General features: G+C 44.7%; 22 protein-coding genes. 8 read left to right on the top strand and 14 right to left on the bottom strand.

The annotated features are described in order from the left end of the window. Positions 1-51: 51 nt before the first annotated feature. The 5 genes from OZ660_RS03260 to folB form a co-directional block, all read right to left on the bottom strand. Positions 52-951: a hypothetical protein gene (locus OZ660_RS03260; protein WP_274742544.1), complete on the bottom strand. Its 900-nt coding sequence runs from the start codon at positions 949-951 to the stop codon at positions 52-54. A 114-nt stretch (positions 952-1,065) separates the two neighbouring features. Continuing rightward, complete coding sequence (locus OZ660_RS03255) at positions 1,066-1,437, bottom strand: histidine triad nucleotide-binding protein (protein WP_159623999.1); 372 nt, start codon at positions 1,435-1,437, stop codon at positions 1,066-1,068. Between the two features lie 33 nt (positions 1,438-1,470). Next, a complete protein-coding gene (locus OZ660_RS03250) occupies positions 1,471-2,271 on the bottom strand; it encodes an undecaprenyl-diphosphate phosphatase (RefSeq protein ID WP_226433964.1) in 801 nt (266 codons plus the stop codon). An 8-nt stretch (positions 2,272-2,279) separates the two neighbouring features. Beyond that, a complete protein-coding gene (folK, locus tag OZ660_RS03245) occupies positions 2,280-2,774 on the bottom strand; it encodes a 2-amino-4-hydroxy-6-hydroxymethyldihydropteridine diphosphokinase (RefSeq protein ID WP_274742543.1) in 495 nt (164 codons plus the stop codon). Further along, on the bottom strand, positions 2,774-3,127 hold the full coding sequence (folB, locus tag OZ660_RS03240) for a dihydroneopterin aldolase (protein ID WP_159624002.1): 354 nt from the start codon (positions 3,125-3,127) through the stop codon (positions 2,774-2,776). Before folB ends, folK begins: the two co-directional genes overlap by 1 nt. A 355-nt stretch (positions 3,128-3,482) precedes the next feature. Here folB and plsY point away from each other — a divergent pair, with 355 nt between their 5' ends. Beyond that, on the top strand, positions 3,483-4,085 hold the full coding sequence (plsY, locus tag OZ660_RS03235) for a glycerol-3-phosphate 1-O-acyltransferase PlsY (RefSeq protein WP_202263541.1): 603 nt from the start codon (positions 3,483-3,485) through the stop codon (positions 4,083-4,085). On the opposite strand, the gene OZ660_RS03230 is transcribed toward plsY, so the two are convergent. Beyond that, positions 4,075-5,367, bottom strand: a complete 1,293-nt coding sequence (locus OZ660_RS03230; RefSeq protein WP_274742542.1) for an alkaline phosphatase family protein — start codon at positions 5,365-5,367, stop codon at positions 4,075-4,077. The genes plsY and OZ660_RS03230 overlap by 11 nt on opposite strands. A gap of 60 nt (positions 5,368-5,427) precedes the next feature. Beyond that, positions 5,428-6,453 (bottom strand): tRNA (adenosine(37)-N6)-threonylcarbamoyltransferase complex transferase subunit TsaD, encoded by a 1,026-nt coding sequence (tsaD, locus tag OZ660_RS03225; RefSeq protein WP_274742541.1) that lies wholly within the window; start codon positions 6,451-6,453, stop codon positions 5,428-5,430. Positions 6,454-6,817: 364 nt separating this feature from the next. Between tsaD and rpsU the strand changes: the two genes are divergently transcribed. The 4 genes from rpsU (at position 6,818) to rpoD (ending at position 11,748) form a co-directional block, all read left to right on the top strand. Then, positions 6,818-7,033 carry a 30S ribosomal protein S21 gene (gene rpsU, locus OZ660_RS03220; protein ID WP_012517258.1) on the top strand — a complete coding sequence of 72 codons (216 nt, stop codon included), beginning with the start codon at positions 6,818-6,820 and terminating at the stop codon, positions 7,031-7,033. 166 nt (positions 7,034-7,199) lie between these two features. Next, on the top strand, positions 7,200-7,646 hold the full coding sequence (locus OZ660_RS03215; protein WP_274742540.1) for a GatB/YqeY domain-containing protein: 447 nt from the start codon (positions 7,200-7,202) through the stop codon (positions 7,644-7,646). Positions 7,647-7,766: 120 nt separating this feature from the next. Beyond that, positions 7,767-9,545 (top strand): DNA primase, encoded by a 1,779-nt coding sequence (gene dnaG / locus OZ660_RS03210; protein WP_202263534.1) that lies wholly within the window; start codon positions 7,767-7,769, stop codon positions 9,543-9,545. Between the two features lie 370 nt (positions 9,546-9,915). Next, positions 9,916-11,748 carry an RNA polymerase sigma factor RpoD gene (gene rpoD / locus OZ660_RS03205; RefSeq protein ID WP_159624010.1) on the top strand — a complete coding sequence of 611 codons (1,833 nt, stop codon included), beginning with the start codon at positions 9,916-9,918 and terminating at the stop codon, positions 11,746-11,748. A gap of 151 nt (positions 11,749-11,899) precedes the next feature. Here the strand turns inward: rpoD and OZ660_RS03200 are convergent, their stop codons facing one another. From OZ660_RS03200 to OZ660_RS03180, 5 genes are all read right to left on the bottom strand, one after another. Further along, positions 11,900-13,519, bottom strand: coding sequence for a methyl-accepting chemotaxis protein (locus OZ660_RS03200; protein WP_202263532.1), 1,620 nt, complete (start codon positions 13,517-13,519; stop codon positions 11,900-11,902). 142 nt (positions 13,520-13,661) lie between these two features. Further along, on the bottom strand, positions 13,662-14,843 hold the full coding sequence (locus tag OZ660_RS03195) for a topoisomerase IV (RefSeq protein WP_274742539.1): 1,182 nt from the start codon (positions 14,841-14,843) through the stop codon (positions 13,662-13,664). Positions 14,844-14,876: 33 nt separating this feature from the next. Next, positions 14,877-15,281 (bottom strand): phosphate ABC transporter substrate-binding protein, encoded by a 405-nt coding sequence (locus OZ660_RS03190; RefSeq protein WP_202263528.1) that lies wholly within the window; start codon positions 15,279-15,281, stop codon positions 14,877-14,879. Positions 15,282-15,800: 519 nt separating this feature from the next. Next, positions 15,801-18,905 (bottom strand): efflux RND transporter permease subunit, encoded by a 3,105-nt coding sequence (locus OZ660_RS03185; RefSeq protein ID WP_274742538.1) that lies wholly within the window; start codon positions 18,903-18,905, stop codon positions 15,801-15,803. A gap of 12 nt (positions 18,906-18,917) precedes the next feature. Next, positions 18,918-19,967, bottom strand: coding sequence for an efflux RND transporter periplasmic adaptor subunit (locus tag OZ660_RS03180; protein WP_226433971.1), 1,050 nt, complete (start codon positions 19,965-19,967; stop codon positions 18,918-18,920). A 174-nt stretch (positions 19,968-20,141) separates the two neighbouring features. Here OZ660_RS03180 and OZ660_RS03175 point away from each other — a divergent pair, with 174 nt between their 5' ends. The 3 genes from OZ660_RS03175 (at position 20,142) to OZ660_RS03165 (ending at position 22,756) form a co-directional block, all read left to right on the top strand. Further along, on the top strand, positions 20,142-20,687 hold the full coding sequence (locus OZ660_RS03175; protein ID WP_274742537.1) for an NUDIX hydrolase: 546 nt from the start codon (positions 20,142-20,144) through the stop codon (positions 20,685-20,687). Between the two features lie 89 nt (positions 20,688-20,776). Next, a complete protein-coding gene (locus OZ660_RS03170; protein ID WP_274742536.1) occupies positions 20,777-21,544 on the top strand; it encodes a class II aldolase/adducin family protein in 768 nt (255 codons plus the stop codon). Positions 21,545-21,571: 27 nt separating this feature from the next. Further along, entirely contained in the window at positions 21,572-22,756 is a 1,185-nt protein-coding gene (locus tag OZ660_RS03165; protein WP_159624045.1) for a mandelate racemase/muconate lactonizing enzyme family protein, read from the top strand. Positions 22,757-22,784: 28 nt separating this feature from the next. Here OZ660_RS03165 and OZ660_RS03160 read toward each other — a convergent pair whose 3' ends face one another. Continuing rightward, entirely contained in the window at positions 22,785-23,657 is an 873-nt protein-coding gene (locus tag OZ660_RS03160; protein WP_274742535.1) for an amidohydrolase family protein, read from the bottom strand. A gap of 33 nt (positions 23,658-23,690) precedes the next feature. Further along, positions 23,691-24,440, bottom strand: a complete 750-nt coding sequence (locus OZ660_RS03155; protein WP_159624049.1) for an SDR family NAD(P)-dependent oxidoreductase — start codon at positions 24,438-24,440, stop codon at positions 23,691-23,693. Between the last annotated feature and the right edge of the window lie 33 nt (positions 24,441-24,473).

Raw genomic sequence — 24,473 nt, 5'->3', positions numbered from 1 at the left:
AACAGTTTAATACATTACAAAGCGCCACATGCTAAAGCATGAGGCGCTTTTTTATTGCTTGAATGCTTCCTTAGTAAGCCAATATCGCGAATTGTTTATCGACGCCTCGTTACTTAAATGAGGATTGGTAAGTTCAAAAAATGTTGCCGCCTCAAATTGCGATAATGGGAATAAATGGGATGTTGAAGGGTGATTTTTCATGTAATCCATCAGTAACCCATTATCAATCATGTACTCAAGTCCTTGCTCGAGCGCCTCAGCTAACCAAGTGTCACTTTTACGCGTGTAAAAAAAGATGGTGAACGGGTAATGAATAATGATTTGGTTTGATACGATAAAATCGGGAAAGATAGATTTCCACTCTTCTACTTCAGCGGGTCCTTCGTGAAAGCCTCTTGGAAAATAGTCGCATCGGCCTGTAGCCAACAACTCAAATAAATTTTCATGTACTGGCGTATCAAGAACCCGCAAACCTGCCCCTTTCAATATTTTGGTATCGGGCCAATAAGTACCTTGGCAGGCAACCAACTCCCTAAGCTCATCTAGCGAGTGAATATTGGAAAAGCGTTCCGCTTGTTTTGATAAAATAATAAAACGTCTAAACCCCATTAGTCCCATGTCTAGTGGAATGCGTACAGCGTTAAGTTCTTGCTCAGTTTGACTGTCTGCACCTGTCCAGAACAAATCTAAATTGCCTTTTTGCATTTCGACGATTGCTCTTGCTTGGTTCATGTGAACAGTGGGAGTGAGTTGAGGTACATTGTTGCCCAATACAAATGATAGTGCTTGATTGGCTAAACCCACATAGTACTCATGAGCAATGTCTTTTTCCGAGTACGGTGCAGGTATTCTAAGTGCTTGAGGGATTGATGAATCGTTGGCCAAGACGCCTAGGTTAGGCGTCATCGAAAGTAAACAGATAAACAGTCTGGTAAGATGCAACGCATTCATTCTCTGGATCGTTTTCTACTATTCATATGAAACGGCTCCATAAGATTAGCGCTATATACCCTTGATTACCACCTTTAGCCTTGTTGAAAAAACGGTATTGTAATAGTTAATTATTTACTCTACATGTTGTTTCATATTTTCGGTATAAGGAGGCCAACCTAGTGGCTTTCCAGCTAAAACGTGTAAGTGTATGTGATACACCGTTTGCCCACCGAATTCATTGCAGTTCATCACTGTGCGATAACCCTGCTGTGCAAAACCATGCTCGGCTGCTACTTTTGCTGCTACATACGACAAATGCCCTACGACTTCGCGATCTTCTTTAGCAATATCATTAATGGTTGCTATCGCCTTTTTAGGTATCACCAAAAAATGAAGTGGTGCCTGAGGGTTTATATCTTTAAAGGCAAGTGCTAATTCATCTTCATACAAGATTTCAGCAGGAATTTCTTTGTTGATAATCTTGGTAAAAATTGTTTCCGACATTATTGATTTCCTTATGATTTTTCAGGGCGTATTTTATGCAAAAACAAACCATAGCAATACAGCACCTAACGCAAGGCGATAGATAACAAAAGGCAACATGCCAATACGCGATATCCAACTCAAAAATAGATAAATACACAAATAAGCGCTCACGAAAGAAAACGCTGCGCCGTACAATAAAGCAGACCAATCTACGGCTTCATTGGCATTTAATAAATCAAGTGTTGCAAGTAGCCCAGCCCCTAAGATGACGGGTATAGAAAGCAAAAAGGAGAAACGCGCACAGGCTTCCCGTTTTAGCCCAAGCATAAGCCCGGCTGTCATGGTTATACCTGATCGCGAGGTGCCCGGAATGAGCGCAAGCACTTGTGCTAGACCTATAAATACCGCTTGCTTAAAAGTAAGACCTTCAAGTTCTTGCTCTCGCTTTGCGGTTGCATCGGCGTACCACAGTAACAAACCGAAAAGAATAGTCGTTCCCGCAATAACCAGTGCCGTGCGGGCGTTATCCTCTATCCAGCCTTTCATTAAAAAGCCGATTATCACTGCTGGAATAGTCGCAATAATGACATACCATGCTAACTTACTATCTGTTGATTGCTGTTTAGTAAACCCTTGAGTTACCCATGCAACTGTCATTTGGCCGATTTCTTGACGAAAATAAATCATGACCGCAAGTAGACTTCCAACGTGCACCGCAACATCAAACGCAAGCCCCTGACTCACCCAGCCAAATAGTTCAGCGGGTAACAATAGGTGGCCTGAGCTGCTAATGGGTAGAAACTCTGTAACGCCTTGAATAATTGCCAGAATTATAATTTCAAAAAGTGTCATTCCTTTGCTTAACTCCACGTAAAGTCAATAGGCCGAAGCTGTTGTTTTTGTTTATCGAATGCATCCCACATTTGGGCATAGGTTTTTTGTATTTCTGGGTGACGCTCGTTAGGCACAAGCTCAGCAAGTGGCCAGAGTACGAACGCGTTATAACAAATTTCTTCTCTGGGTAGCACTATAGGTTGCGTAGTGACTTTACTGTCATAAGTCAGCAAGTCTAAATCAAGCGTGCGCGCGCAGAACTTTTTGTCACTGTGCACGCGTCCATTTTCTTTCTCAATGGTTTTCAATGTTGAGCATACTGACTCAATATCCATCAATGTGGTTGCCCTCGCAACCAGATTGTAAAACGGACTACCATTGAACCCTACCGCTTCGCTCTCATACACTGACGATACGCTGACATCGTCAAAGTGCTGTTTTAGGGCCGATAGTGACCGGCGGGTGTAATGCTCTCTATCAATGTTTGAGCCAATACTGATAAGAATAACGTGTTTGGACATTAAGACTGCTCTCGCCTCATCTCAACCGCAACCGTTTTTGCATTGGGCAAGATATCCGGCTTAACAATCTTCAAGGTAATAGCAGCAACTGAAAACTGTGTTAGAACGGCATCCATCACTTTACTGCCAAACGCTTCTAATAATTCAAACTGACTCTCTTTACCTACATTGACAATACATTCAGCCACTTTTGCGTAATCGACTGTATCGTTGACATCATCAGATTGCATGGCTGCGCGCAAATCGACATCCAAGATAACATCAAGCAATAACTCGGTATTGCGAACGCGTTCCCAGTCATATACGCCAATGAGAGTGTCGACTGACAACCCGGTTATATAAATTTTTCCCATGAATTCTATCAACTTATGTTATTGCTAAGCGCTAATGTGCATTAACCAGTGTGCATTAAGATACAGTGGACTTATGCTCATACGAACTATTGTACCTCCACGTAAACGCTATCCAATGTTTGTTTAGCTTTTTATTACACAATTTAACCAAGCAAATTAACGGCCAAAACAATTTAAAAGCTAAAAAATAAGCGGTTAAAGGTGGTATATCACGTTTGGATGGAGTAGCTTTACATGCATTTACAGCCTGTCATCTATATCGCATTAGCGTCTTGCTCGGTATAGCGATAGGTATTTTGCTAACCGCAGCAAATTTGCCACAACTATAACGCTGTATGATAACAAGGGGCAACCAATGATTTCATTAACCATTTTAATGATAGCGGTCGCTTATCTTTTCGGCTCACTGTCCAGCGCAGTGGTGATCAGTCGCGCATTTGGTTTACCTGACCCCCGCACGGCAGGCTCTAAGAACCCAGGTGCTACCAATGTCTATCGATTAGGAGGGCGTATTCCGGCCCTGTTAGTGCTGGTAATGGATATTTTAAAAGGCACGATCCCTGTTTATGGCAGCTATTTTCTAGGCATTGAACCCGTGTTGCTCGGCGTTATTGCCATTGCTGCGTGTCTTGGTCATATCTTTCCACTGTATTTCGGTTTTGAAGGTGGGAAAGCCGTGGCAACTGCATTTGGCGCTATGCTACCTATAGGTCTAGATTTGGCGGGCTTATTGATTCTATGTTGGATTGCTGTGGTATTTTTGACCGGTTATTCGTCGCTTGGGGCTATTTTAGCGGTATCGCTTGCCCCCCTATTTACCTACTGGATCAAACCTCTTTACACCATACCCGTGGCAATGCTGTCCCTGTTAATTGTCTTGCGCCACAAAGACAACATAGCCCGCCTATTGGCAGGCAATGAAAGTAAAGTGTGGGATAAAGGCAATATTAAAGAGTAAGACCACCACTGAGCACGTCTAACTTGCCATCAATGGTAGTAATAGGCGTAATACCCAGTATTTTAGCCAGTGCAGGGTACAACTCTAAATTGCTAAATCGTGCAATGCGCTTATGTTTTTTAAAAGCGGGGCCTGAAGCAACGAACGTTGCTCCCATATCGGGCAGCGTATTTAAGTAACCGTGGCCGCCTTTGCTGGAATAATTGTTTGCATCATTAACAAAGCGTGCCGGTGGCGCCACTTCAAGAAGAATATCACCTGTTCTTCTGTCTACTTCCATGCTACGAGCAGCGCGCATAGTGCTATCAAGCACCGTAAATCGACCCTTAGCAATAGCAGTAAGTCGCGCTTTTTCATGTGCTATCTCATCTGCGCTAATCTCTTCTCGAGCGTAAATTAATAACTGAGCACCTTCGTTTTCCACAAGAAAATCATCGGGAATATTGAGTGTGTCCACTTCAATAAATTGCGATTCATCAAGTGGCGTCATGCCATGGTCTGATACGACGACCAAGTTAACTGCAATATCTAACGCTTGTAGACGGTCATAAAGTTGCCCTATCAACGCATCGACTTTCTGCACCGCGTGTTTCGTTTTCTCTGATAGGGGTCCTTCATCATGCCCTACCGTATCAGTTAGCGAAAAGTAGCCAGCAATAAACCGAGGACGAGACACCTCTGGTAAATTTAGCCACTGTATTATCTGCTCTACACGCTGTTGATAATCGGCATATTTTGAGTAATGAAAATGATAGGTCGGCAGGGCACCGGAAATACGGGCATCAGACTCGGGCCAAAAAAAGGTAGCGGCTTTTAAGCCATGAAATTCAGCCAGGTTCCACAAAGGTACAGCCGTTATCCATGTACTATCCATTCTACCGTAGCCCATTTTATAGTGTGCATAGCCCCCATCAACGGGGCGAGACTTATCATAAAACCGATTATTTACTATGCCATGGTGCTTGGGTAACAAACCTGTGACTAACGAAATATGATTTGGGAAGGTATTAGCCGGATAGACAGGCGTCATTGCATCAGCCCTTACCCCGTTTTTGGCTATTCGCTTGAGGTTTGTCGCGTCGTGAAGCTCTATGTAATCGTGCCTGAATCCATCAAGAGAAATGAGCACAACGTGTTGTTGGGCATCTTTATTTTGGTGAGTGCCAAGGGGTGAGGTATTACCCTCGCTGGCAGTCTGTGCAGACGCCGACAGACACCAAAAGATGCTACACCAAAAGAAACAACACCAACCCCAAATCCTACTGACTTTTATCGCTTTCATTACCAAACTGCCCTTTTCTTAGTTTACCGCTATCGGTAATTTAGCGTGTTCGAATTTCAATTAAATGGCATTAAGCGTATCAAGAGGCCATCTTGGTTTAGCTTGCGAAGATAAGCCCAGCACTTCGCCTGCTTTTAATCGCTGCATGCCAGCGTAAGCTATCATAGCGCCATTGTCAGTGCAGTATGCCAAACTTGGATAGAACACCTCACCCTTTAGGTCGTTCATTAATGATTTCATTTGTGCGCGCAGCATAGTATTTGCACTAACACCGCCAGCAATAACTAAACGTTTCATGCCGGTTTGTTTAAGGGCGCGCTTGCATTTAATAATAAGGGTATCAACCACTGCTTCTTGAAAGGCATAGGCAATATTCGCTTTTATTTGCTCTGCATCATCGCCGCTTAAGTCTGCGTCGCGAATGGTATTGGCAGCAAACGTTTTAAGACCACTGAAACTGAAATCGAGCCCAGGTCTATCTGTCATCGGACGCGGAAACTTGTAGTGACCTGCTTCACCCTGTTCGGCTAACTTTGCTAATAAAGGACCACCAGGGTAATCAAGGCCAAGTAACTTTGCCGTCTTGTCGAAGGCCTCGCCAGCGGCATCATCTATTGATTCACCAAGCACCTCATATTGACCTATTCCCTCAACTTTAACCAACATAGAGTGGCCACCAGATACTAATAGGGCAACAAAAGGAAACGCGGGCGCCTCCTCTTCTAACATGGGCGCAAGCAAATGCCCTTCCATGTGGTGAACTCCTACAGCAGGTACATTCCAAGCGTACGCCAGTGAACGTCCAACCGATGAGCCAACCAAGAGTGCCCCTACAAGTCCGGGGCCTTGCGTAAACGCTACGCCATCAATTTGATCTGGCGTTGTATTGGCATCTTCCATTGCTTTTTCAATAAGAGGAATGATCTTGCGCACGTGGTCGCGCGATGCCAGCTCAGGCACAACACCACCGTAATCGGCATGCAGCTTAACCTGGCTATACAATTCGTGAGACAATAAGCCCTGCGCGTCGTCATAAACGGCAATGCCAGTTTCGTCACACGATGTTTCAATTCCTAATATACGCATTGAAAGTAACCCTATTTGCAACCTTTGAACTAAAAAAATGATCTGCAAATTTTTCTGGCGATCTGTCACGATCATCATTATGATCTCGCCGCGATCATAACAATACCCATACAAACTCTAGTGGTTTTTACTAGACTTTATTATGGGTCGCCCACTTGCTAGGGCGCAGAGTTTACCTTTAATCCCGTGTTCATGGAATGCTAACAAAGGGGTAAATGCACAATATTGGCTAATTTTTAGCAATTCATCCTTTACTTTCTCTGTAGATATGATTAGAATTTCGCACCATTTTTAACCCGGGTGGCCTTTTTAGCGCACAATTTTACCCGGATTTACACAGTAAAAGTTTTGAGGTGAGTGTTTAATGCCTATCGTTAAAGTTAGAGAAAACGAGCCGTTTGATGTGGCGCTGCGTCGTTTTAAGCGTTCTTGTGAAAAAGCAGGTGTTCTTTCTGAAGTTCGTCGTCGTGAATTCTTCGAAAAACCAACTTGGGAACGCAAGCGCAAGAAAGCTGCCGCTAAAAAGCGTCATCTTAAGAAGCTAGCTCGTGAAAACGCACGTCGCGTAAAACTCTACTAATATAGGGTTAAGTAACGAGTCTGAAAGGTGTTGCAATTGCAGCACCTTTCGCGTTTCTGGGCCCCTATTTTTTCAGTCGAACCCGTTTGTTCCCATTCAAATGGTTGCATTTGATTTTTAACCTGAGGCTTAATAGGCCATCGATAAAAATAAAACAGGAAGCATCATGGCACTAATTGATGATTTAAAAGAAGCACAGAAAGACGCAATGCGCGCTAAAGAGAAAGTGCGTTTAGGCACCATTCGCATGGCACTTGCTGCTATCAAGCAAAAAGAAATTGATGAGCAAATTACCTTAGATGATAGTGCTATCTTAGCGGTATTAACCAAAATGGTTAAGCAGCGCCAAGACGCCGCAGCACAATATGATGCGGCTAATCGCGATGATCTTGCTAGCATTGAGCGTGAAGAAATTACCCATATTGAAGGCTTTCTACCTCAGCCGTTAACCGACGATGAGCTAAACGCACTTATCGATGAAACGATGACCGCGACTGGCGCGTCTGGTATGCAGGATATGGGTAAAGTAATGGGCGCACTTAAGCCGCAAGTACAAGGCCGTACGGATATGGGCGCACTAAGCGCTAAAATTAAGGCTCGCCTTAACGCTTAAATAGGCTTTTGTACTACGCCTAGTTTTTGTCTAATGCAGAACGATTGACGCCATGTTAATCGTTCTCATTTTATGACTTCCCTGATACAGTAACCGTTGTTTTACGTTTTTGACTTCCCCATGGCCGGAAAAATACCTCGCGATTTCATTGATGACTTACTCTCTCGTACCGATGTGGTAGAAGTAGTAGATAGTCGAGTTAAACTCAAAAAAGCAGGCAAGAACTACCAAGCCTGTTGCCCTTTTCACAATGAAAAATCCCCTTCATTTACCGTTAGCCAAGACAAACAGTTCTACCACTGCTTTGGATGTGGCGCCCATGGAAATGCCATTTCGTTCATCATGGAATTTGACCGACTAGAGTTTGTTGAAGCCATAGAAGAACTGGCGCGCTATCACGGCCTTGAAGTGCCGCGAGAAAAAGGTAGCCGTCCAGCGATGAGTGAGGAAAAAAAGCAACAACAGCAAGACGACTATGCCGTAATGGAGCAAGTTACTCGCTTTTTTCAGCATCAGCTACGACAAAATAGCAACAGCAAAAAGGCTATCGACTACCTCAAGAATCGTGGGCTTAGTGGCGATATTGTAAAGCAATGGGAAATTGGCTATGCGCCCGATAGTTGGGATGCTCTGTTAAAAACCTTTGGTACTGATCCACAACGTATCAAGCAACTCGTGGATTTAAAGCTAGTTAATCGCAACGACCAAGGTCGCACATACGACTTCTTTCGCGATCGTATTATGTTTCCGATACGCGATAAACGCGGTCGAGTCGTTGGCTTTGGTGGTCGTGTTCTTGATGATGGTGGTCCAAAATACCTGAACTCACCTGAAACGCGAATATTTCACAAAGGCAGTGAGCTGTTTGGATTCTATTCTGCGCGTCAGCAAAATCGAACCCTAGACACCGTAGTCATTGTTGAAGGCTATATGGATGTAGTGGCGTTAAGCCAATTTGACATCAATATTGCGACTGCGGCACTTGGAACAGCAACAACGCCTGAGCACATCCAAATGTTAGTCCGCGCCACGTCGCACATAGTATGCTGCTATGATGGTGACCGTGCGGGACGTGAGGCAGCATGGCGCGCGCTTGAAAATGCATTACCAGCTTTAAAGGATGGTGTTCGCCTATCGTTTCTATTTCTACCCGATGGTGAAGACCCAGACACTATGGTTCGCCAAGTGGGTAAAGACGCCTTTATGGGTATGTTGGATAAGGCAATGCCGTTATCTCGTTTCTTCTTTGAAAATTTATTAAAAACCCACAACGTAGGTACCCCTGAAGGCAAAATTGCGCTCAAAAAAGCCGCCATGCCACTTATTGAAAGCGTTTTGGGTGACGATCAGAAACAAATGCTACTAGAAGAACTTGCCAAACATACTGGTGAGTTTGATCGCTTTAAACTGCAACAAGACATCACGCGTGCCAATCAAGGTGCTAAACACGCATTTTCACCTAACCGTACGCAGGTAAACAAACCAAAGCTGTCGCCGCTACGCATGCTAATTCGACTACTATTGGACAAACCTGAACTAGCATCACGCTGCGAGGATGTGCAAATAGGTATTTTTGCCGGCAGCCAAGCAGCAGGAATGGATTTGCTGCGCGATATTCACGCTTATTGCGAGGCAAATCCAAGAGCAAATACTGCACAGCTTGTTGAAAATTTCCGCGGTCATCCCCACTCTACTACTATCGCGAAATTATTGTTACAAGAACACTTGGTAAAAGACGAGGATGCTGAACGGGTTTATAACGACAGCTTCGCTCGCTTACTTGACGGGCATTTCGATAGCCGAATTGAAACCTTAATTTCACGCTCGCGGGTTCAGCCGCTCACTAAAGCGGAAAAAGAGGAACTGACCCTGCTCATGAGGGAAAGGCAGAAAAGTTAACCCCATCTGCAAAGTGAATTTTGTATTGTCTTTTTGTATTTGGCTACTGGCTAAAAATTCAGCCACCAATCTGGTAAAACCACCGCAAACTCTGCTATACTGGCTAATTCGCTGCACGTGTAGGTAAAACCGTGAGGTTAACCTAAAATTGAACAAAAATGCAGCAATGTGAGTAGCAAAGATATAGCCGAACATAACGGGCAGAACCAAACCCGAGCAGATGTGCATCGCAAAATAGTGGTTTACACCAGCGTGGCATCGAGCAGAAGCGGCCTTGATACAAAGCAGTACTACAGCAGATAGGGAACATACCTAAACGTATGTTGTCTTTTCTATTGCAAACTAATTGAATGTGAGAAGTGTAGGTTATATGGCGCAAAGCAAGCAGTCTCAGATTAAACTCCTGATTGCAAAAGGTAAAGAGCAAGGTTACTTAACCTTTGCAGAAGTAAACGACCACCTGCCGCAAGATATTGTCGATTCTGATCAAATCGAAGACATAATCCGCATGATTAACGACATGGGAATTCAAGTTTCTGAATCAGCTCCTGATGCAGATGAACTTCTCATGCAAGAAGCGAATGCCGATGAAGATGCAGCGGAAGCTGCTGCTCAAGCACTTGCTACCGTAGAAAGTGAAATAGGCCGCACTACAGACCCTGTTCGTATGTATATGCGTGAAATGGGTACGGTTGAGCTATTAACACGCGAGGGCGAGATTGAAATCGCCAAGCGTATTGAAGATGGTATTAACCAAGTTCAGTGTTCAGTTGCTGAATACCCTGAAGCCATCACTTATCTTCTTGACCAGTGGGACCTTTACGAAGCTGAAGAGATTCGCTTAAGCGATATAATCTCTGGTTTTGTTGATCCTAACGACGATCAAGATTTAGCACCAACCGCGACACACGTTGGCTCAGAGTTGTCTGAAGAAGAACTCGACGACGAAGATGATGACAGCGATGACGATGATAGTGAAGAAGATGATAGCGGCGTAGATCCAGAATTGGCGCGCGAGCGCTTTGCTGAGCTACGTGAGCAATATCAAAAAACACGCACTGTTATCGAGAAGAAAGGTCGTGCTCACGCTGACGCTCGAGAGCAAATTAACGCGCTAAGCGACGTGTTTAAAGAATTCCGATTAGTACCTAAGCAGTTTGATCGCATGGTAAGAAACATGCGTGAAATGATGGACAAAGTGCGTATTCAAGAACGCCTTGTTATGAAGTTCTGCGTGGTAAATGCAAAAATGCCTAAGAAAGATTTTATTAAGGCATTTGCAGGCAACGAAACATCTTCTGCTTGGTTACATGAAGCAGTTAAATCAGGTGCGCCTTACGCGGCTGAACTTGCGGTAAACCAAGAGGAAATTGAACGTTGTATTAGCAAGATGAACCAAGTAGAACAGGAAACTGGCTTGGTTATCGCAGATATCAAAGATATCAACCGTCGCATGTCGATCGGCGAGGCAAAAGCACGCCGTGCGAAGAAAGAGATGGTTGAAGCGAACTTACGTCTAGTAATTTCGATTGCGAAAAAGTACACCAACCGCGGTCTTCAATTCCTTGACCTTATTCAAGAAGGTAACATTGGTCTAATGAAGGCGGTTGATAAGTTCGAATACCGTCGAGGTTATAAGTTCTCAACTTATGCAACATGGTGGATTCGTCAGGCGATCACACGTTCAATTGCGGACCAAGCACGTACTATTCGTATTCCGGTTCACATGATTGAAACGATCAACAAACTTAATCGAATTTCACGCCAAATGCTTCAGGAAATGGGTCGTGAGCCTACTCCTGAAGAGTTGTCTGAGCGTATGTTGATGCCAGAAGACAAGATTCGTAAAGTACTTAAAATCGCGAAAGAGCCAATCTCGATGGAAACTCCCATCGGTGATGATGAAGATTCACATCTTGGCGACTTTATCGAGGATAGCACGATTATTCAGCCCCTCGATTCTGCAACAGGCGGAAGCTTGAAAGACGCTACACAAGAAGTATTAGCGGGCCTTACTGCGCGTGAAGCGAAAGTGTTACGTATGCGTTTTGGTATCGATATGAACACCGACCACACGCTTGAAGAAGTAGGTAAGCAATTTGACGTGACCCGTGAGCGTATTCGTCAGATTGAAGCCAAAGCACTTCGCAAGCTTCGCCACCCAAGCCGCTCTGAGCAGCTACGAAGCTTCCTAGACGAGTAACGTGGTTAACGGTGAATATGAGTTAAGGTTTACGTAAACCTTCTCTGCTTTGATTAGAAAAATCCTCAGCAAATGCTGAGGATTTTTTTTACCCATAAAAAAACGCCTCTTTGAAAGAGGCGTTTTCAATTCATCTTAACTGTACGCTACATTACACTCTGAACTGCTTAGCAATTGACTCGAGATGTTGCGCTAGGTCAGCAAGTTCGTTACACATACTACCAAGCTCGCCGGAACGACTCGCTGTTTGCTCAGTACGCTGATGAATTTCATCAACATGGCGTACAATATCAACGGCCACAGTGCGCTGGTCTTCAGTATTGTGAGCTATTTGCTCGTTCATCTGATTAATACGACCAATTGTGCTGGTAATAGTTTCTAAGCTACTGCCTGCTTTATTCGCTGTTTCTACACTGCTTGTAGCTTGCTCAGTACCGCGAGACATAACTTCCACTGCAGAATGTGCAGCGTTTTGAAGTTGCTCAATAGTGCTTTGAATCTCTTCTGTCGATTGCTGCGTTCTTGACGCCAAAGTACGCACTTCATCGGCAACTACCGCAAATCCGCGTCCTTGTTCACCTGCACGAGCAGCCTCGATTGCAGCATTAAGCGCAAGTAAGTTGGTTTGCTCTGCAATACCTTTAATAACATCAAGCACAGAGCCAACTTTGTTTGAATCAGCTTCAAGGCGCGCAATAACATCTGCAGTTTCGCGTACATTTTCCGCTAACTGCTGAATGCTGGTCACCGTCTGTTGTACGATTTTGCGCCCTTCGCCTGCAGCGGTTGTAGCTTCATTCGCGTCGTTTGCCGCTTGCGCTGCACTGTGAGCAACGCCATCTACAGAGCCACTCATGGTATCAACTGCGCGTTTTGCGTTGGTTGCAGACTGCTGCTGTACATCAATGGTACGCTGTGTCTCTTCGGTAACGCCTCGCAGATTTTGGGCAAGGTTTGAAAGCGGTAAACTTGCTTCAACTACGTCGCGAACAACACCCTGTAGTTTGTCCATGAATTGGTTGAACCAATAAACAAGTTCACCAATTTCATCTTCGCTTTTGGTATCGATACGCACCGTGAGGTCACCATTTTCTTGCGCTATATCTTTAAGCGAGCGAACCACATCATCAATGCTCTGCTTGATACCACGCACAATGGGAATTGCAGTCGCAAACAATAAAATAGTAACAACGATTGCCAAAATGACACCAGTGCTGATAAGTGAAGTGTTGGCGGTATCGGTGTTTTCAAACGCTTCTTCGAAAGCGGCTTCTTGCTCGTCTCTAAAACGCGTCATCGACGCAATAACACCGTCGTAAGAATTGTTCATCTGCGATGACAACTCGCCTAAACGACTAAAGTCGGCGGTACCATCGATCATCGACTGAGAAACGTCAAAAGCGACTTTAAAATAGTCATCGAACCCTGAAGAGATTCGTGAAATATCAGAGCGAAAATCAGAGCTGATGTTGGCAATTTGATTAAGACCTGATTTAGCTTCTTGCGCAAGGTCTTGTGCTACCGATAACGTGTCTTGGTCACCTGTGGTTACCGCGCTCGCTAGGGTATCTCGCACTTTTTGCATTTCAACCAGCGTTGACGCTGACAACTGGAGCGCCGGGTACTGAACTTTCTGCACCTTTTCCAAGGTAGCGCCGTTATTTAGCGCAGTAAATACAGTAATAAGTAAATAAACAATAAAACTTAGCGCCGCGATCCCTGGAATCAGGAATATCTTCGTCGCAATTGGCATTTTCTTCAGAAAGTTCATCAGCTATCTCACGATTTTGGTTATTTTTCGCTTCCCTATTATCAGGCTAACCTAAAAAATAGTTCTTGCCATTATTTATCTACAGAAACACTAAAAACTTTAGCAAAAAAGGCCTTACACTAAGTGTAAGGCCTTATTTATATTAAAAAACGTAATTAGCACCAATCTTCAGCAACGTCGCATCGTTAAGGTCGTTAAGATCATCTGAGTACCACGTTACATCAACTTTCAACGCAAAACCTGGCTCTACGTCGTAACGAAGACCTGCAGTCACCGCAGACACCTCTAAATCTTGCTGTGTCGCGATGCCAGCAGCAGTTTGATATAGCACATTGTAGGTTGCATCAGTAACTGCATCGCCAGTTGCGATATTGCTTGGCATAGCCGCAACAAGACCTAGTTGACGTGCATTGTCAGCTTCTTCTACTTCGTAAGTAATGTGTGGAGTGAACTTCCCTAGGCGTAGACCGGCAGTGACATACCACGCTTTGTTATCAGCAATAATTGAATTATCAACTTCTTGTTGAGTGAACTCAGCACCCACAAACCAATCGTACTTATCTACTGCTGCCGCCACTTCAAAAAAGCTACCCGTGTCTTCATTTACACTGAAGCCTTCCGCGGTTGCTTGCGCTGGTGCTACAACCGCACCAAACTGATTAAGTGCACTTACAAAACCATCGAAGTCAGCGTTAGCGGCACTAACCTTGGCACGGCCAAGAAGCGTACGCGCACTGAACCAATCGCGAGTAACCTCAAAAGATAGCGCTACAACGTTTTGAAGCTCTAGTTCAGCAGGTGTACCAGAAATTGTTGTGTCAGTTTCAGTACGTCCCGCAGTAAGCTGCACGCCATATTCCCAATCACCAGAAAAGTTAGTGTAGTCAACGCGTACACCATCAATATTATTGAAATCTAGACCGTAAACAGCATCTGGCGGCGTTAACCAGTGGTATGAATAACCGATATCAAGTGATGATGAATACTTAAATAAAGGCACGCGCATACGGCCCGCACTAATATTGGTAGTGTTGCTAAGCGCGTAGGTCATATAGGCCCACTCGAAATCGGCGTCGTAATCTTCGCTACCGCGGCCCACAACCTGTGCGGTAGCAGACAACTTGTCGCTGACATCGCCTCTTACTTGGAGTCCAAATACACTGGCAGGATCGAAATTGAAATCGTCGTCGTAGCCATAAACAGCTTCATCACTGTCTAAAGTCATACCGCCGATAAGGTTTGCAAAACCATTAATTTGAACGTCTGCGAAAGCAGGAGCCGCCATAAGGCCGGCCATTGAAAGAATAGCAATTTTGGTTTTCATGCGTGTTCCTTGAAATTTGAATATGACGGTAAATTAAAACGTGGCAACTACGCGAACGCTGTCGTTCACGGCACTTGCGTCAACATAACCGATAGCACCTGGATTGGCTGCTACTGCTGAGATTACTGCTGCATCGTTTGCCAATGCTTTTGGCGGCTGCCCTTTACCGGTGAAAACTAACTTAGACCAAAATGCAGTTAGTTGAGCAGCTGATTTGTTAAGTACTTTACCGTTGAATTCTTCCGTTGCCGCTTGACCTTCTTCAAGTGCAATAGGCTCAGCTTGTGTACCGCTAGGAAATGCTTTTGCTTTGTTTAAAAATAAACGGCTGATGCTGTCTTTATCTAGTGCGTCGCCATTACCAGGGTGAACAATAACTGCTACTTCAGCAAAAGCTACGTTACAGCATAAGCTTGCTGCAAGTATCCATTTCTTCATGGTGTGTCCTCTCAATTTTGTTGGAATGCTAGCTCTTAGCTCCATATCTACAACACCCTTTTTTATTATTATCGGGTGTGTCGCTTTCTTTAACCTTTCGGCCTAGCTTTGCCTCAAGCAAAGTAAGTATTAGTCACAAATGCCATATTTGCCACTGTGGACTAAAAATATGTATTCGATTTTAATGTTTAAAAATTAGCGACTTATACGAGCGTTTGAATATGGGGCGAAGTTTAGAGGAAGAATGGCGTTAATCAACTATACAATTGTCTAATCGATTTATTTTATGTTTATTAAGAACTATAAGCCCAATGAATGGTTATTAAAAATTGAAAATTAAGTTTTATTTTTCAATACGTTAATTTACTACCTGTAAGCAAATCAAAAATCTAAGCGCACACTGACCGTATAATATTAAATACGTGAATGATCAATATTTATACCTTTACACAACTTAAGTATGAATAAAAAGCGAGCAAAAAAGAAAGTTTCGCTCGCTTAAGTAGAGTATGTTTTCCTTTATTCTCCCTTTTTATAGGGAATTTCTTTCTCAAGTGTATTTATTTTGAGCGTGCGTTGAAGCGGTGACCCCGTGTTTCGAGCAAGCCAACTGTATGCGGTAGGCACTACATACAACGTCATAAAAGCAGAGACTAGGACGCCGGAGAATATAACCATACCAATAACCATTCGACTCTCGGCCCCCGGCCCTGAGGCCAGCACTAACGGTAATGAACTAAATACAGTCGTAAATCCAGTCATTACAATTGGGCGTAGTCGTTGTGCTGAAGCACGTTTAAGTGCCAGCTCAAACTCCATTCCGGCATCGCGAAGCTGATTGGCAAATTCGACAATCAGAATACCGTTTTTCGCCGCAAGGCCTATTAACATTACCAGTCCGATTTGACTGTAGATATTAATCGTCATATCTGAGAAGAACAGCCCTATATACGCCCCAACCAACGCTAGCGGTACCGTTAGCATGATAACGAGCGGATGTACCCAACTCTCAAACTGCGCCGCCAATATAAGGTATGTAACCGCCAGCGCGAGCATAAACACATACACAAATGAGTTGCCTGCTTCGTGATAGAGCTGAGACTCACCCTTATAGTCAATTGAAACATTGTCTGGCAACTCAGTGCGCACAATATCTTCAAGATAGGTAAGTGCCTGCCCCAAGGTATACCCATCAGCCAAATTTGCCGATATGGTTACTGCACGCATTCTATTGTAACGATTTAATTGCGCTGAAGTGGCTTGCTCTTCAAAGGTAAGTAAGTTGTCCATTGGAATAAGCTCGCCAGTACGTGATGAACGCACGTACAAGTTTTCAATGCTATTTGGGCTTCTAAAATCTGCTTCAATCCCCTCAAGAATGACGTCGTACTCTTCCCCTCTGTCGAGGAAAGTCGACACACGGCGTTGACCTAGCATCACTTCTAAGGTGCGCCCTATGTCGCTTATTGATACACCAAGATCGGCGGCTCGATCGCGATTAATGTTCACCAATAGCTGTGGAGATGTTTCTTTATAATCAGAATCTAAACGAATTAACCCGTTATTCTCACTTGCTTTTTCCAGTACCGTATCTCGCCATGCCACAAGATTTTCATAAGTATCTCCTTGCAACACAAACTGTACTGGACGTCCAAAGCCACCACCGGACACCCCACTACGCATAATTGCAAATGCGCGTACATCAGGCACAGCATTTAGCTTGGCACTAATTTCATCCATAAGTTCAAAGGTACTAAAATCACGCTCGTCCCAGTCTGCTGACCCCACAATCGCGATACCTGCATTACCGCCAAAACCCGGCGTTCTCACCAACAAGCGGTTTATTTTTCCACTTTCTCGATAAGGCATGAGTACATCTTCTATTTGCTTAAGGTTTGCCGCATTGCTTTCAAAACTCGCGCCTTCCTGAGCATTCATTAAGATGAAAAAATTTCCTCTATCTTCTTTTGGTACAAATTCGCTTGGCACTTTTTTTGACAACTGGAAAACCGCCACTATTGCGATTGCCAACATGATCAGCATAAGAAGGGGTTGGTGCAGCGTTTTGCCTAAACTGTTGAAGTAGCCATTTTCCAGCGCACTAAATCGCTTATCCATCCAGCTTCCAAAACCTGATGAACGCTCGCGTTTTTTAAGAATTTTCGACGCCATCATGGGCGACAACGTCAATGCGGTAAAACTTGAAAATGCAACGGCCGCAGCGATAGCTAGGGCAAACTCAGTAAACAAACGACCGATATTACCCTCTAAGAAAACTAACGGCACAAATACGGAAATAAGAACAAGGGTAGTAGCAATGACGGCGAAGCCCACTTCTCTTGCACCGCGATAGGCTGCAAGAATAGGCGGTTCTCCCATTTCAATACGACGATAAATATTCTCAAGTACTACAATCGCGTCATCGACCACTAAGCCGATTGCCAACACCATCGCCAAGAGCGTTAATAAGTTAATAGAGAAGCCTAATGCGTACATAACGATGAATGCCGCAATAATTGACACTGGTACCGTAACAGCAGGTATTAAAGTAGCGCGCACATTACCTAAGAAAAGATATATAACGATGACGACCATCATCATGGCAATGGCGAGTGTTTGATATACTTCGTCAATTGACGCTTCAATAAATACGGAAGAATCGTAGCTTGGGACAATGAAAATATTATCAGGCAAGCTCGCTTCAATTTTCTCTATTTGCGCTTTAGCTGCCCGAGCAACATCAAGGGTATTGGCCTTAGATTGCTTTACAATACCCAGACCAATCATATTGACGCCATCACCGCGAAACTCGGTTTCATCGTCTTCGGCCGTTAGCTCTACGTTGGCAATTTCACCCAAACGCACAAGATAACCATTGTCGCCAACAGCAACCGTTAACGCTGCAAAATCGTCAGGCGTCAAAAAGGTTCTCGCTACGCGTACTTCAAAGTTTCTATCTGTCGACTCGACTTCACCAGCCGGAAGCTCTACATTTTCTGCGCGAATAACCTGCTCTACGTCGCTTACGGTAATACCGCGTGCGGCCATGGCATTTCTATCCAAAAACACTTTCATTGCATAGCGACGTCCACCACCTATTTGAACGCGGGCGACACCGTCAACAATCGATAGCCTGTCAACCAAAAAACGTTCGGCGTAATCGGTTAACTCCATGGTGTTAAGGTTGGTACTTCTCAAGTTGTACCACACCACTGCGCTCTCATCTGAATTGGCTTTAGACACTTCAGGAGGATCGGCCTGGTCTGGTAAATTGTTGAGGGCTCGGCTTACGCGCTCTCTTACATCATTTGCGGCAGCGTCGATATCTCGTGATAACTTGAACTCTATCGTAATATCCGAGCGACCATTACGCGATGTAGACGTTACGTTTTTAATCCCTTCAATACCAGAAATCCTATCTTCTAGTAACTGGGTAATACGGGTTTCAACAATGTTCGCTGACGCACCAGTATAAGTTGTTGATACTGAAACAATAGGCGGGTCGATATCAGGGTATTCGCGAAGAGACAGCATCGACACCGCGACAATACCAAAAATGATAAGTAGTAAGTTTATTACCGTGGCAAAAACTGGACGTTTTACCGAAACATCTGACAGTAACATACGCGTCGCCCCTTATCGGTTAAGCACATTAACAGGCGACTGGTCGCGCACGCGAAGTGTCCCTTCCGTTATCACTTCATCACCGCTCACAAGACCGTTAACAATTTGCACCAGCCCAGGACGTCGCTCTCCAATGGAGACTTCTACCTGATGTGCTACATCGTCTTTAACCACGTAAACAAATTGTTTATCTTCAACCGGTACAAGTGCTTTTTCAGGAACAACCAGCGTATCAAGCACGCGTTTTTCTACCGTTACGGTTAATAACATTCCTGGACGAAGGCGACCGTCTTTGTTCTGTATAATGGCTCTAGCTCGAATGGCACGACTGACAGGGTCAAGACGCGTATCGATGTTGCTAATAACGCCTTCAAAATCGACTCCAGGATAAGCCACTGACGATGCTGTGATACGCTGACCTTTGGCAACGCTCGCCAAGTGATTTTCAGCAATACTAAAGTCCACCTTAACCACGCTAATATCGTCTAGTGTTGTTATTGTGCTACCTGGCTGCACAAGCGAACCGATACTGATAACGCGGTTACCTAGTAACCCACTAAAAGGGGCACGAATTTGCAAATCGTTTAATTGTGCTCGGGCGATGTCCAGTTGCGCTTCTAGCGCTTTTACGCGAGCTTGCTGCTCATCAAGTAGCTGCTCAGACGTAGCGTTAGACTGCCGCAAATCAGCAATACGTGAGAACTGGCGTTTAGCTTCTTCAATATTGGCTTTAAGCTCCTCGACTCGCGCACGCTCTTGAGAGTTATTAAGCTGAACGAGCAGCTCGCCCTGTTCTACTTTGTCGCCATCATCAAAATTAATGGCTTGAACCGTGTCAGTAACTTGCGACGTGATATTCACAGACTCATTGGCAATCGTTGTACCAAGCGATTCAATTGTGATGGGAAAGGTTTTAGCACTCACTATTGCCGTTTTAACTGGCGTAGCGCGCGGGCCACTGCGTTGTGCAGCTTCATTCTCGGGTAGGTTTAAGTACACTACAACGCCTGCCAATAGAACGACACCAATTAGCAGTGGCGACAATGAAAATCGTGAAGACATAACCTTTCCTATGGTAAATGGGCGGTAACCTGAACGCTTGTCAGAAAACCGCAAGCACGCAATGCCTAATAGAGACAATAGACTCAAATCAATAAATTACGTACTGTGTTATTATTCTAGAGCGCAAACCCAGCGCACAAAATTTTATTTACGTTAAGTATTTTACCTAAATCGATGTCATTCTTATTTCGCTTATCAGCTATTTTGGCGGTTTTACCGCTTTTTTCATGTACCCCTGATGCTCCTAACGATCCAGTTTGCCGCGTAGCCGAGTCACTCGTACTCACGAATGTGAACCTTAATGTGGGTCAGTATGACGCCGCCGCCTGCATTATTAAAACAGGCAACAAGGTACTAATGATTCGCCACCGTCTGTCTGGAAAACTGGATTTTCCTGGTGGTGGTAAGTCACACAACAATGAGAGCGAACAAAGCTTAGCGTGCACCGCCCATCGAGAAACCTGGGAAGAAACGGGTTTTAACGTTGAAATACAGCAGTTCTTAGGCACAACAGCACGGGGGCTAGCCCTTTTCGGATGTGTGCTTGATGCGGGTTTAGATGACCTACCCAACACATTTGATGCTCCGCCGTGGTCAGTAATAGAAGTCGTAGCACTCGAAAAGGTTGACCCGTTTTTACTCAACCATGATGATTTGCGCTTTTCAGACGACCTCATCCCACTTCGCGACGGTTATATAGCAATTAAAAATAAGCAATAACAACCTCGTAGCATCATCTGTGGACAAAATATTGTTCAACCACATAGGTGTTGGTAAATTGTCGGTATCATTATTAAAGGAGAAGTGACTTGTTCACACTGCCAAGCTTAAACCTTAAAGGCAAAGTGTCTGACGAAGAGTGGCAAACCCGAGTCGACCTTGCAGCATGCTACCGCCTAGTTGCCGATATGCGCTGGGGCGATCTTATCTACACCCATATTTCAGCCAAAGTCCCGGGCACCGATCATTATCTCGTCAATGCCTTTGGCCTTACCTTTGACGAAGTTACTGCCTCGAATCTGGTTAAAGTCGATCTTGAGGGAAACATTCTTGACGACACGCCTTACGGGATTAACCCCGCAGGGTTTACTATTCATAGCGCTATTCACGAAGTACGACATGATGCGATGTGCGTGATTCACTTGCATACCTTGGCGACGATTTCTGTCGCGTCGGTAAAAGGTGGGCTTAAACCATGGAGTCAGTATTCGCTGTTCTCGCTACCATCGTTGTCTTATCACGGTTACGAAGGACTTGCGGTAAATAGCAACGAGAAACGCCGCCTGCAAGAAGATTTAGGCGATACCAACCACATGTTATTGCCTAATCATGGCGGACTCACGTTAGGTCCTACGGTCGGCGATGCCTTTATGCGTTTTTATGATTTACAACGCGCCTGTGAAATTCAGCTCGCATTAATGCAATCGAACGAGGATGTTATTGAGATCCCTCAACCTATTATCGACGGTATATACGAACAAGCCAGTGTAGTGCATAGCGGAGAAACCGGTGGCCAAAAAGCATGGCCAGCTATGCTACGAAAAGCCTACAAACTTGACCCAAGCTTTTGCGAATAGCTTTTAGAACGGAATTACATCATTACTATGAAAGTCACCAAAGTAGAAATATTTGATATTGAATGCCCTAAACGTCCCCAGTGGAATCCTGTGTTTGTGCGTGTATATACAGACGAAGGGCTAACTGGCGTAGGCGAAGCCGGTTTGGCGTATGACTGGGGCCACAGTGCTGCCGCTCATATGATTAAAGAAATTGCAGAAGCCATGCTGATTGGCTTTAATCCTATGAACACCGAATTGTTGTGGTCACGTATGCTGCGTGAAGGCTTTTGGGGATTAGGCGGAGGCCCTGTTATTTATGCGGCAATGAGCGCTATTGATACCGCATTGTGGGACATTAAAGGTAAGGCGCTAGGGCTTCCTGTTTATGAACTGCTAGGTGGTAAGACTAACGGCAAACTGCGCAGCTACGCGAGTCAGCTTCAATTCGATTGGGATAAAGAAGTCACCAAACTTAATGATCCTGCCGATTACGCGCGTGCCACTGAAAAAGCGCTGAAAGATGGCTATGATGCAGTGAAAGTAGACCCCATTGTCTATGACAAAGACGGCAATACCCATTTTGATAGAACTAAGCTATTTACTAAGCCAGAACTAAAACTGTTCAAAGCCAGATTGCAAGCCATTCGCGATACCATGGGTGAAGACGGCGATATCATTTTTGAATGTCACAGCTTATTAGGCGCATCTACCGCCATTCAGCTTGGCGATATTGTTGAAGAGATTGGTTGTTTGTATTACGAAGAACCTGTGAATTACTTAAATTCAAAACTTCACGACAAAGTAGCGAAAAATGTCAACGTGCCTATTGCCGGCGGCGAGCGCTTATATCATCGCTGGGATGTGCGCCCTTATTTAGAAGACCAGTCAATTGACGTATTACAGCCAGATGTTGGATTGTGTGGTGGCTTTACCGAAGCGAAAAAAGTGTGTGACTACGCTGATATTTATGACGTAAGAATTCAAGCCCACGTGTGCGGCGGCCCTGTAGCAACGGCGGCGAGCTTACACCTTGAAACGGCTATTCCTAATTTCTTAATTCATGAACACCACACTTATGCCATTAAGGACTGGAACCGAGAGCTGTGTATTCAAGATCCACAGCCCGTTAATGGCTTTATTGAAGCACCAGATACACCAGGAATTGGTATAGAGCTAAATGATGAAGTGGTTTATCGCTCACCACATATGACAGTAACTGCACTGAAATAAACGTTGTAGTTAACGATTATAAAAGAGATTAAAGCCCGTACCACGTACGGGCATTTAATGCGCACAGCTGTTGCTGTGCTTCTCTTGTAAATTCAGCACAAAGCATTTCATATCCCTGCCACAGCTGTTTAAGCGGCATCCGCCATGTACACAATGGGTAGTTACTGGCAAACATCACCCTATCAACACCGACCGAATCTACCAAGGTTTCAAAACGCGCTTTTGCGTGTTGCCATGACCACTGACGGTTTTGCATTTCAAAACCAGAAAACTTAAAAGCGACCTGCCCAGTTGCAGCAAGTAGGCGTAGGTGATTTCGCCATAGCTGAAAGGCAAAGCTCGCAGCGCTTGTTGGCACGATAGCGCAATGATTAATGGTGAATTTAAGTGTTGGATATCGTTGCAAAATATTAAGTAGGGCCTTAACGGTATGCGGGTCAGTCATATCGGCTTGTACTTCGAATGATAATCCTAAAGTGGCCATACGCGAGAAGCACCATACGGCTTTTGGATTGCGCAATATACTCACTGCCTCGTCATCGAGTATATGACGAAGCCCAACAACAGGTGACATTTGTGCAAGCTTATCGATATGCGCACTCGCTTCAATTGATAGAAGATCGATACAGGCAATGGCGCTAAAAGGCCTTGTACAATGGCGAGCTAAGAATTGAATTTCCCGCCAAGGACGATGGTTATCGAACCCAGCCTCTATATGAACGAAGCCTTCTAGCTGAGCACCCGCTGAGGCTAAGATATCTCGCTCATAAAACCGCTTCGCTATCGTCGGTTTGTCCTCCCAAAAAGGCGGATTGTGAGATTTCAACCATTGATATTGTCCTTCATTAAGGGCAAAAATATGAAGGTGCGGATCAACCCAAGTTAGCGCGTTATATTGCATAGGTGCTTGTCTACTTTAATTTGCGTGGATTGACTATTGCGCGGTATAGCCGCCATCGACAGCATGAAGACTACCTGTAATAAATGAAGCTTTGTCACTACATAAAAAATAAGCAAGCTCTGCCACGTCACGGGGTTGCCCCAGCCGTCCAATAGGCTGTGCAGCAGCCTCTTCTGCAACGACTTCACCTTTATCAGCGCCACTGCGGGCCACGTACTTATCAATAGCGTTGTGAAACAACGGCGTTTCTATGGTGCCCGGGCACACTGCATTTACTCTAATATTATAAGGCGCATAATCTAATGCTGTCGTTTTGGCCATTGACGCCAGCGCCGCTTTAGTAAGGCCATAGGCGAAGGAGTTTCGCTTTCCAACAAATGATTGGTCAGAGCCCATTACCACAATAGCCCCGCCTTGTTGTTGCTTCATGATCGGCAGCGCACTTTGAATTGTAGCGTACGCGCCCTTCACATTGAGGCTAAACACACTGTCTAGCAATGCTTCATCTGTCTCTTCTATTGTTGCTGACACGTGTTTTCCCGCGTTACACACCACAGCATCAATTCTGCCCAACGCAGCGATAACTTCACTCACTGCACTTTGTACTTCACCAACCTTACTTACATCGCACTGTTTCCAACGTGCATTACACGGCGTACTCTCGAAATCGCGTATATCAAGATTCACCACGTGAAAACCTTGCTCTGCAAACACTTCACATACCGCAAGCCCAATGCCCAAACTGCCACCCGTGACGATGCAAACCGGTTGTTCATTTACCATAGTTTTTCGCTATTAATTTAGATTAATTTCGCT

Source organism: Alteromonas sp. 009811495, from assembly GCF_028865455.1.
Lineage (GTDB): Bacteria > Pseudomonadota > Gammaproteobacteria > Enterobacterales > Alteromonadaceae > Alteromonas.
Note: the sequence above shows the minus strand (reverse complement) of the source record. Positions and strands in the feature narration are given on the sequence as shown.